Consider the following 9,732-nt stretch of genomic DNA (forward strand, 5'->3'; position numbering starts at 1 on the left):
TTCACTTACCCTACTGCATCCCTTTTGACCCAGAATCAGGTTTGCCCAGATCGTCGAGATCGAGCGTGTTGATAAAATTCCGAAAGGCCGATAACCTCTTCAGTTCTTCCTCAGTAACACCCTGGCCAGTCTCCTCATGTAGCGTTTCCTTACGCTCCGTCCCCAGAGTGACAGCGGCCTTTTCCAGGACAGACTCCTCCACAAAGATTGGCGCCTGCACCCGCACCGCCAGGGCGATGGCATCACTAGGGCGTGAGTCCACCTCTATATGCCGCCCGTCAAGATCCATCAGGATTCTAGCGTAAAATACATCGTCGGCCAAATCGTTCACTACAATGCGAGTCACCTTGGCTCCCAGTTGGAGGATGACCGATTTAAGAAGGTCATGGGTTTGGGGACGAGGCACAGGTACGTTTTGTAAGCGGAGGACGATAGCATCAGCCTCGTTATTTCCTATCCAGATTGGCAGATAGCGCTCAGCGGCCTTTTCCTTCAAGACTACCACACGCTGGTAAGTCTGGAGGCTCACGCGAACACTTTCGACAGTCATCTCAACCATGATCCTACTGCTCCTCCCTTGCCGTGTTCCTCGCTAAGATACTCTATGGATTAAGAAGATGCATAAATTATGCCGCTGCCTATTACTCCCCACCGTGCGGTAGGACCGCTTCAGGACTGCCACGGGTGTCCTTTTTAAGTATAAGATGCAGGGCAGCTTTTGTCAAATGCGACTCGTAGATCACCGTGAGCCAAAACAGAAGAAGGAGGATGGCTGTAATAGCGCTAATCAGGAGCCCCAATTTCACCATGAAGGGGTCGAACACAAACTCCACGGTGTGATCGCCTTGAGGAACGTAAACCGCCCGGAAGAGGTAATCAGCCCGATAGATCTTTGTCCTCTTCCCACCCACAAAGGCTTTCCATCCCGGATAATAGGCATCGGTGAGGACTAACAAGGCATTTCTTGCGGCCTGTACCCGCAGAAGAACTCTTTGGGGCGAGTAATGCACTACCTCAGTGGAACCCATTAGGGAAACATCGGGACTGACCCCCAACGTTGATACCTTATCAGGCACCATCAACCGCGTCAAATCGAAGGGTTCCTCGAGGATGGCCTCTTTGGCCGGGTCGAAGTCGCTTTCCATCATCCGCCTCATAACGCCTGGCCCGGGCTTGATGATTTTGACCGAGGGGACAAGAAAAGCCCTCGGCAGATAATTGGGGTTCTCATAGACCATGTTTTCGCCATCCTGAAAAACCGGCCGGTACCTGGACAGCGCACTGCTCGACGTATCTTTGGCTGCCTGAACATAGCGGACATTGGCCAGGTCCAGTAGACGATTGCCAGCGCGTTGGGCATGAACCGTATAGATACGGTGACGATCCATCCTCAGAGAACTATAGCCCCCAAACTGGGCCAGCCCGAATTGGGTCAGCTTATTGGATTCCAGCTCGACATGCCTCCAAGTGTAAACCCGATAGAGGCCAGCGCCTTCTCTCATAAAATCAATGGCCGCTGAGGGCGTGACCAGCCGTTCAATTGAAATCATCGGGTGAAATCCCGAGGCAAAATAGAGCAAATCGCCAGCCACGAGAAGCACTAACAAACCTTGCCCCAACCAGGGAGCAATTGTAAAGCGTTGGAAACAGAAGAGCGTCAGAACAGTGAGTAGTAAAAGGACCAGGGACACGATCGTCCTTGGGTTAGAAAGGTCTAAAGAATGCAACAAGAAATCGTACGCTTGTTCAGCGGTGAGCGTGGCGTTGCCTCGGTCCTGAGCCAGATAGAATCGCTGGATCAGAGCGAGAGCCAGTTCTCTATTGGTCACCAGCCAGGCCCGACCGCTGCTCAGAAGCAAACCTATCCCACCCAGACATGCCGCCAGGACAGCTAGATATAGACCGAACCGGTCCCGTCTCACCTGAGTCAGGGATGATGCAGAGGCAGACGAGCCATGACTCAGTGCTCTTTTTCGCAGCCAATCCAAACCAAACCCGGCCAATATGGCCACAGAGAGGATAAACAGCAAGCTGAAGCGGCCCGGCACGCGCATCATCGAAAGCACAGGCACGCGCCACACCAGCCAATAAAGCTTGATGGGCAAATAGCCGCCGAAGGCCAGCAATAGACTCAGCAGGGCCAAGACACCGAAGAAGAGAACATATCTATTTCTCACCCAGATGACGGCCAGGGAGGCCAGAATCAGTGGGGCAATTCCGGCATAGACAGTCGTCTCCCAGTGCACCCAGGGCGACCAGTTCTCCCCATGGGGGCCACGGAAGAAATAAGGGAAGAGCAAGGTCAAAATATTTTGCATCGGCAGAGAGAACGACGTGGCAAACTCCCAGGCGGCGCGATAGCCTCGAAAAGAATAGCGAGATAACTCATAAAGTGGCAAAAGCTGTACCGCGGCCAGGCCGAGGCCAATGGTGAACACCAGGAACAGCACTTGCAAAAGGAGCAACGATCGTACCACCCCTGTCCGGACGAGGGGACCAAACGACCTCATCTCAACGGTGATCCCACTTGCAAGGAGGACACGAAAGGCCACGTACAGAGCGATGGCCAGCGACGTGAGCAGTACCGGCTGGACATGTACGGCCAGGGACTCAACACCCAAGGCAACCCCAGCGAGGGTGAGGTAGAGATAAAAGCGCTTGCCCCGAGAGCATAGGCCCTTTTCCAGGAAGAACAGGATCAACGGCAGCCAGGTAGCACTGTTCACGACATTAGCATGATGCATTTGGGCGACCATAAAGCTACCGAGGGTGAAGACCAGGGCTGCCACCATGGCCGCTGATCGGCTCAAGTCGAGCAGCCGCGCGTAAGCATAGGTGAAGCAGCCCGCCAGGAAGAAGTGGATCACCCGCTGCCAGACGAAGCCCTGCACGGCAGGAAGAATAGCGAACAGGAGCAGATTCAGGGGATAAAGTATGCCCGTTTCCCCATCGGCAAAAAGAGGGAATCCGGCGAGCATATTGGGCGTCCATAACGGGATGCGTCCCTGGGCAAAGGCCTGATCCACCCGCATCGCCAGAGGAAAATAGAAAGTGACGGTATCACTTTCATAGTAGATCTTGCCTGCCAGAATAGCTTCCCTGAAGAGGAAAAGCACGGCACAAAACAGAAAGGCGATGGCCCCAACATCGCCTCTCATCTCGCTCTGCCACCCAAACCTGGCTCGCCTCATGATTCCTTGGGCCAGACCCCGGACACCCCTCATCCCCACCCTCATAGCCAGGGAGTACACTCGCCCATATTTGCCGCTATGCCTTTTCCCGATCTCAGCAGCTGCTTGATCCAGCAGGTCCACCTTTCAGCTCCTGGAAACGATGAAGACTCCCAGGCAGATTATAGATACTCCAGCAAAACGCAGGAGCGAAACCTGCTCGCGCAAGATCAACCAGGAGGTCACTACCACCAGAACATAGCCCAGGCTGAGCATAGGATAGGCATAGCTCAGATCGACCCGTGATATGACCGATAGCCAGAAGATAGAGCCAGAGAAGACCAATCCGAAGCCGAGGAGTATCGGTACGGTAGTAAAAGCACGTGTCAGCCCGCCAAGCAGGAGGCTAGGATGCATTGAAAGAACTCCAATCTGGTTGACTCCGTATTTCAGCAATAGCTCACCACTGACTGAGAGACATATAGCGACTAACAACAGTAAAAAGGCTCTCACTGCTTCCCCCTTTACTAGGCATACGGTGCCGGTTATTTAACAGCGATGGCGATCACCGAAAGTCCCCAGGGTAGATTCGTCCGGACTAAAAGCCACGCTTCCAAAAATAAGGTACGCATCAGCCAGCGGTTGATCCCTGCTGAAGGAAGCCGCAGGTCTGAACCCCATTGGCCGATCTTCCCTTCCATAAGGCGCTTCATCCCCGCCAGGGGGAAGAGCAGGCTATTGGCATAGGTCACCCTCTTCACTGTGAAACCAACACTGGTTAGCTTAGCCCAGAGTTCCCCAGTCGTGTAGCGATGTCTGGTATGGACAGCGATATCGTGTGCTCCTCGTAACCAATTGTAAGCCGGTTCTCGGAGGAAAAGGATGCCCTTCGGCCGCAGCACGCGATAAAACTCTTGCAGGGCGAGCCTATCGTCGCCGATCAGCTGATGATAAATGACCTCGAAGCAGCAAACCAGGTCGAAGGAGGAATCAGCGAAGGGTAGACTATCCACTGCTGCCCGCAGAAGACGATTTAGCCCCCGCTCCTGGCCGTAAGTAAGGGCCTCAGCCGAGATATCCACCCCCGTAACCCGGCCGTAGCGGCTTAAGTAACGAGTGGTCCCACCTGTGCCACATCCCACATCCAGGACTTCACCATCGCAGCCATTTCGATAATAGAGGCAGATAAGCTCCTGAAAGATTCGCCGCATCCCCAAATACCACCAGTGGCGCTCTTCTGCCTCAAACAGCAGGCGATATTGCTCCTTCTCCACTGGCTATCCGTCTTCTATTTCCAGAGAGCGGCTACGGCGTCTGGCTTGGGACAACTCTTGGCGCAGAATCAGTTTCCACCACAGGCGCACTAAGCCCACTACGACATGCCAAATACGTCGGAAGGCAAAAAATTGGGATTTGCCATAGGCCCGATGGTAATGATGCACCGGGACCTGAGCCACCACAAAGCCACCCTGCTGAATCTTAGTCATCAGCTCAACACAGATGACACCGCTGTCCGACTCCAGTTGTAGCGAGTCTAAGACCCTCTTGCGGAGAAGACGAAAGTCGCAATCGACGTCCTGCAGCTTCAGCCCGAAGGCTATCTTCACTATCCAGTGATAGACACGGCCAATGATGATGCGATGGAGGGGATCATGACGCTGAATCTTATAACCATTCACTACATCAACGTCATCCGTGAGATGCTCAAGGAGGAGAACCAACTCGCGTGGATCATACTGGGCATCGCCATCGGTATAAAAGACCAGGTCTTTGCTAGCATTGGCGAAGCCACTGCGCAGTGCCCGGCCATAACCGGCGTTTTGGGGATGGAGGATGGCCCTCAAGGCCGGGTATTTTTCGCGCAGCTCGTCCAGCATCTCCTGGGTGTAATCAACGCTTCCATCATTGACGACGATGATCTCATAATCCCTGGTGATAGAGCGCAACACCCGATCAACAGAGATAACCATGCTGGCAATGGTTCCCCCATCATTATACGCCGGGAAAAATGCTGAGATGCTGTGCTGAGTCTCCTGCCCCATACTCTATTGTACCCTTAAAGCGCGATTTCGGTCTCAGTTTGAATCGGGGTTAGTCCTGGAATGAATCTCTTAAGGAACTATTCAGAGTATCCTGACCTTACTCTTTTCGGCCAATCGCCTGCGGTGCCAGGCCATTAAGATGATCCCAGCCAATAACGGAACCGCTGCTGGAGGAAAAGCCGTCAAGGTGTCCTGGGCCTTAATTATCCGGATCTCCCTTTCGGAGCCTGGAACAACCTGTCCAGCGCTATCAATTAGCCTGACGGTATACAGAGCACCGCCCGGATCCAATTGCACCTTGTACCCCGTGAAACTCGGTGAGCCCTCTTTGATTTTCTCTTTATCATAAGGCACAACCTCGTAGCCCAGGGCTGGGCCGGGGGTCAGTTGGGCGAAGTACGGCTGCAAATCTATGGTGTTGATGAGCTGTCCCTGTTTAATTATTTGCAAACGGACGCCGGATTCAGGCTGAAGAAAGACCCATCTCCAGCTATCCTCCCGGCCCTCTTGGCTCTGCGGGTTCAGTAACCGTGCGTAATAGAGATCTCTATACTCCCTCTGAGTGAATGGCTCTAAATAAATAGTGCTTTCGCCCTGGGCGTAGATCACTCCTGCTGGGTCAGCGGCTTGCTCCGGGACGGTCCAGCGGCTCTGGGGCCGCACCACATATCCGATGCCCTGCCGCCGGGAGGCGAAGACGATCAGCTTCTTCTCGCTCCCGGCCACTATGCTCCCATCCCCAGCTCTCACCCTGACGGTATAGCTCCCCTCAGGAAGAGACACTACAAAGCCCTCAAATACGCCAGTGCTCACAAACTTAAATGGGGGCGGGGGCTGAGGGGGCTCCGGCGGAAGGGTCTGCCTCTCTCCGGGCGCCTTCTTGGACCATTCCTCAAGCAGCCGACCATATTCATCACTCTGGTGGTTGTAATCCTCGATCTGCTTGAAGAAGTTCTCTCTGGCCTTCGTGAACTTCTCATATTGCCTCTCGGCCGCCTCACCCTCATAAAGATAAACCTTTCCACCGTCCTGCCCTTCTGGATATTGAATGCAGTACTTCGTTGTGGGGAAGGACCAAGCGAGACGACCACCTTGCAGAATCTCTAGAGTGCCCTGGACCTTTTCATCCAGGCTGAACCAGTCAGCCATATACTCGTTGGTCAAAGGCCAGAAATAGACCTCTGTACGTCTGGGAGCGATGATGTTGCGCTCATCAGCCAGAAGATAAAGCGTAGTGACACTTTGGGGACAAAAGCTACTATTGTACAGCTTACCATCGAAAGCGCTCAGGGCATAGACGAACTGTTTCTCTTTTTCTGGCGGCTGGGCAGTGGCCGTTGAGGCTAAAGTAAGAATAAGCAGTAGAACGATCCCTAAGAGGACACCCCTCCTCACGCCCTTACCCCCTTCTGCTTCAAAGCGATGACCCCCAGAAACAGTAACAATATGGTATATCCGATGGAGAAAAGGGCGATGGTGACATACAACGGCACATTTCCGACCCAAACGGCATCTATCCCCCTGGTCAGGAAGGAGAAGGGCGAGAGCCATTCGATGGGGTGGTTCAAGAGGACCAAAACGTCCCTGAGGTAGAGGAAGGGGTGCGAACGGCCCTGCGCCGGCAGGCCAGCCAGGACTTCATAGCCCAGCTGTATGGCCAGGAAGATCAGGGTCACCCCGGCGAAGAGCATTAGCGATGTTCGCACCCGACGGGTAAACGCTGAGAGGAAGAGACCGAAGGCGATCATCCCGGACACGGTGCCCACTGAAAGGAGCACGGCCCAAAGCAGCTCTGCGGAAAAGACCAGGTTGGTCACCAGGGATAGTAACCAGAGGGAGAGAACGTAGAAGAAGGCCATCAGTAGATAGGCCAGGAGATGGGCCACATACTTGCTCAGTACGTACGATAGATGATCTACCGGGCCATAGAAGAGCACCTCCAGGGTCCCTTGATCCCTCTCTCTGGAGATCGCTGTACAGGAGGAGATGGCCAGATAGAGGGCAGATAGGAGGACGCTAATGAAAAGAGGGACATAGAGGGGGCGAGACATCACTGCTACACCCTTCTCTGCCACAACCCCTAGATAGTTCCGTAAAACCAGCGCCGAAGCCGATAGGGCCAGTACAAGGGCGAGATAAATACCTATGCCGAAGACCATAGTTCGCAACTCCTTCCCCTGAAGGACTGCTACCGCTCGCCATCTGTACCCTGCCCCCAGGTTCATCAGTCCTCCCTCAACCGGTCAACAATGATATATTCTGGTCCGTGATGGTGATGAAGGCATCTTCCAGAGTCATCTCTTTAGTCCGCATATCCAGGATAACCCCCCCTCGGGAAGCGATGGATTGGAAGATTTGGGGTCGGAAATCTTCAGTCTCTTCCGACCGCACGGCCAGTTTATTATCTTGACCAACTACTTCTTTGACAAAAGGTAAGGAGCGGAGGGCAGACGCAATCTCCGGGCTGGACATTTCCAACTCTATCTCTAGTTCGATATCCCTCCTCAACTTTCGCCTGATATTCTCCATGCTATCTTGAGCGACCAATTTACCATGATTGATGATGCCCACACGATCAGCTGTCTTCTCGATCTCAGACAGGATATGGGAAGAGATGAAGATGGTCTTTCCCCGCCGATTCTCCTCCTGAATCAATTCCCTGACTTCTTTGATGCCATGGGGGTCAAGTCCAGATACCGGTTCATCCAAGATCAACAGGTCCGGATCGTGCAGCAGAGCCCTGGCCAACCCCAACTTCTGTTGCATGCCCCGGGAGTAATCACGCGCCAGGATATTCCGATAATCGTAAAGATCGAGTGCTTCAAGGAGGATAGCAATTTTAGTCTCCTTCTCCTTGACCTCATAAAGCTCCGCAAAAAGGGAGAGATATTCGTGGGCCGTCACATCGTCATAGAGATATTGCCGTTCACCCATGACCCCAAGGCGGCGCTTGATGCTGAAATAGTCCTTTTGCAGCTCTTCACTAAAGAGGTACACCTGGCCACTGGTAGGCTGCACAATGCCTAGCAGCATAAGGATCGTCGTCGTCTTCCCTGCCCCATTCGGCCCCAGGAAGCCATAGATCTCCCCTTGCCGGACATGCAGATCCAGCTCACTGACAGCCGTCAGGCTCCCGTACTGCTTCGTGAGGGCCTGGGTTCTAATCATGGCCTACTGCTTCCTCCATCAACACATTGCATCCGGGGGATCGAGGGACATTCGAGGGGCGCTTGATAAAAAGCGCCCCTCGAGGAAACTTAGAGTGTGGCTCCGAGATGACTCAACGTACTTACGGAGAGAAAATGGTCTAGTCCAAAGCCTCCTGGGTCTGCCGCTCAAAAGCATGCATACGGCTCATATCCACGACCACCTCCGCATCCTGTCCCGGCCACAGCTGGGTCTGCGGATCCATACGGGCGATGAAGCTCTTATCTCCGGTCAGGAAATACACGTATTTTTCGCTGCCCATCTCTTCTACCACATCCACCTTCACCTTTATCGTCCTGTCTTCCAATGGCCCCCGGTAAAGAGCCCGATCACTGATATCCTCCGGACGAATACCAAGGATGATCTCCCTCCCCAGATGACCGGCCAATTTGAGAGTCTTCTCCTCAGGGACCTTCAACCGGTATGTTCCTCCGTCAATGTACATCTCCTCCCTCGTGCCCGTCAGTCTAGCATCGAAGAAGTTCATCGCCGGACTGCCGATGAAGCCAGCCACGAAGATATTCGCCGGATGATCATAGACGTTCTGAGGCGTATCCAGCTGTTGCAAGATCCCATCCCGCATCACGGCGATGCGACTACCCATTGTCATCGCCTCCACCTGGTCGTGGGTCACATAGATCACCGTCGTCTCCAAGCGCCGATGCAACTTGATCAACTCAGCCCTGGTGGCTACCCGTAACTTAGCATCCAGGTTAGAGAGCGGCTCATCCATCAGGAAGGCTTTCGGCTCCCGCACGATGGCCCGCCCCAAGGCCACCCGCTGACGCTGTCCTCCGGATAGTTGCTTGGGCTTGCGCTGCAGAAGGGCTTCGATCCCCAATATCTCGGCCGCTTGATGCACTCTCCGGTCGATCTCCTTTTTCGGTATCTTGCGCAGTTTCAAACCGAAGGCCAGGTTATCGTACACCTTCATATGGGGATAGAGCGCATAGCTCTGAAAGACCATGGCTATATCCCGATCCTTCGGGGCCACATCATTCACCAAACGATCACCGATGTAGATGTTCCCTGCGGTGAGCTCCTCAAGTCCAGCGATCAGGCGCAAAGCCGTAGTCTTGCCACAGCCAGATGGGCCGACCAAGACGATGAATTCCTTATCCTGAACAGACAAGGACAGGTCATTGACGGCAACCACATCGCCGAACTGTTTCATCGCGTGCTCCAGGGTAACACTAGCCATCCTATCCCCCTCCTCTTATGCGCTGCACTTGTAGGCTTAATCCCATTCTACCTCCTGACAAATCACCTTACATATCCCTCTTACGAGCCATACCTCGTTTATAAATATAACA

9 protein-coding genes are annotated in these 9,732 nt (G+C 53.8%); all 9 read right to left on the reverse strand.

Translation table 11 applies throughout. The annotated features are described in order from the left end of the window. Positions 1-10: 10 nt before the first annotated feature. The 9 genes from M1136_02310 to M1136_02350 all read right to left on the reverse strand — a co-directional run bounded on the left by M1136_02310 (position 11) and on the right by M1136_02350 (position 9,620). Entirely contained in the window at positions 11-559 is a 549-nt protein-coding gene (locus tag M1136_02310; protein ID MCL5074472.1) for a bifunctional nuclease family protein, read from the reverse strand. Positions 560-641: 82 nt separating this feature from the next. Further along, complete coding sequence (locus M1136_02315; protein ID MCL5074473.1) at positions 642-3,314, reverse strand: YfhO family protein; 2,673 nt, start codon at positions 3,312-3,314, stop codon at positions 642-644. A 3-nt stretch (positions 3,315-3,317) separates the two neighbouring features. Continuing rightward, complete coding sequence (locus tag M1136_02320; protein ID MCL5074474.1) at positions 3,318-3,683, reverse strand: EamA family transporter; 366 nt, start codon at positions 3,681-3,683, stop codon at positions 3,318-3,320. Positions 3,684-3,715: 32 nt separating this feature from the next. Continuing rightward, positions 3,716-4,444, reverse strand: a complete 729-nt coding sequence (locus tag M1136_02325) for a class I SAM-dependent methyltransferase (GenBank protein MCL5074475.1) — start codon at positions 4,442-4,444, stop codon at positions 3,716-3,718. Between the two features lie 3 nt (positions 4,445-4,447). Further along, positions 4,448-5,212: a glycosyltransferase family 2 protein gene (locus M1136_02330; GenBank protein MCL5074476.1), complete on the reverse strand. Its 765-nt coding sequence runs from the start codon at positions 5,210-5,212 to the stop codon at positions 4,448-4,450. An 81-nt stretch (positions 5,213-5,293) separates the two neighbouring features. Then, positions 5,294-6,607 (reverse strand): hypothetical protein, encoded by a 1,314-nt coding sequence (locus tag M1136_02335; protein ID MCL5074477.1) that lies wholly within the window; start codon positions 6,605-6,607, stop codon positions 5,294-5,296. Further along, positions 6,604-7,437, reverse strand: coding sequence for an ABC transporter permease (locus M1136_02340; protein MCL5074478.1), 834 nt, complete (start codon positions 7,435-7,437; stop codon positions 6,604-6,606). Before M1136_02340 ends, M1136_02335 begins: the two co-directional genes overlap by 4 nt. A gap of 10 nt (positions 7,438-7,447) precedes the next feature. Beyond that, positions 7,448-8,380, reverse strand: coding sequence for an ABC transporter ATP-binding protein (locus M1136_02345; GenBank protein ID MCL5074479.1), 933 nt, complete (start codon positions 8,378-8,380; stop codon positions 7,448-7,450). 139 nt (positions 8,381-8,519) lie between these two features. Beyond that, on the reverse strand, positions 8,520-9,620 hold the full coding sequence (locus M1136_02350; protein MCL5074480.1) for an ABC transporter ATP-binding protein: 1,101 nt from the start codon (positions 9,618-9,620) through the stop codon (positions 8,520-8,522). Between the last annotated feature and the right edge of the window lie 112 nt (positions 9,621-9,732).

Source organism: Chloroflexota bacterium (assembly GCA_023475225.1).
Lineage (GTDB): Bacteria > Chloroflexota > UBA6077 > FW602-bin22 > JAMCVK01 > JAMCVK01.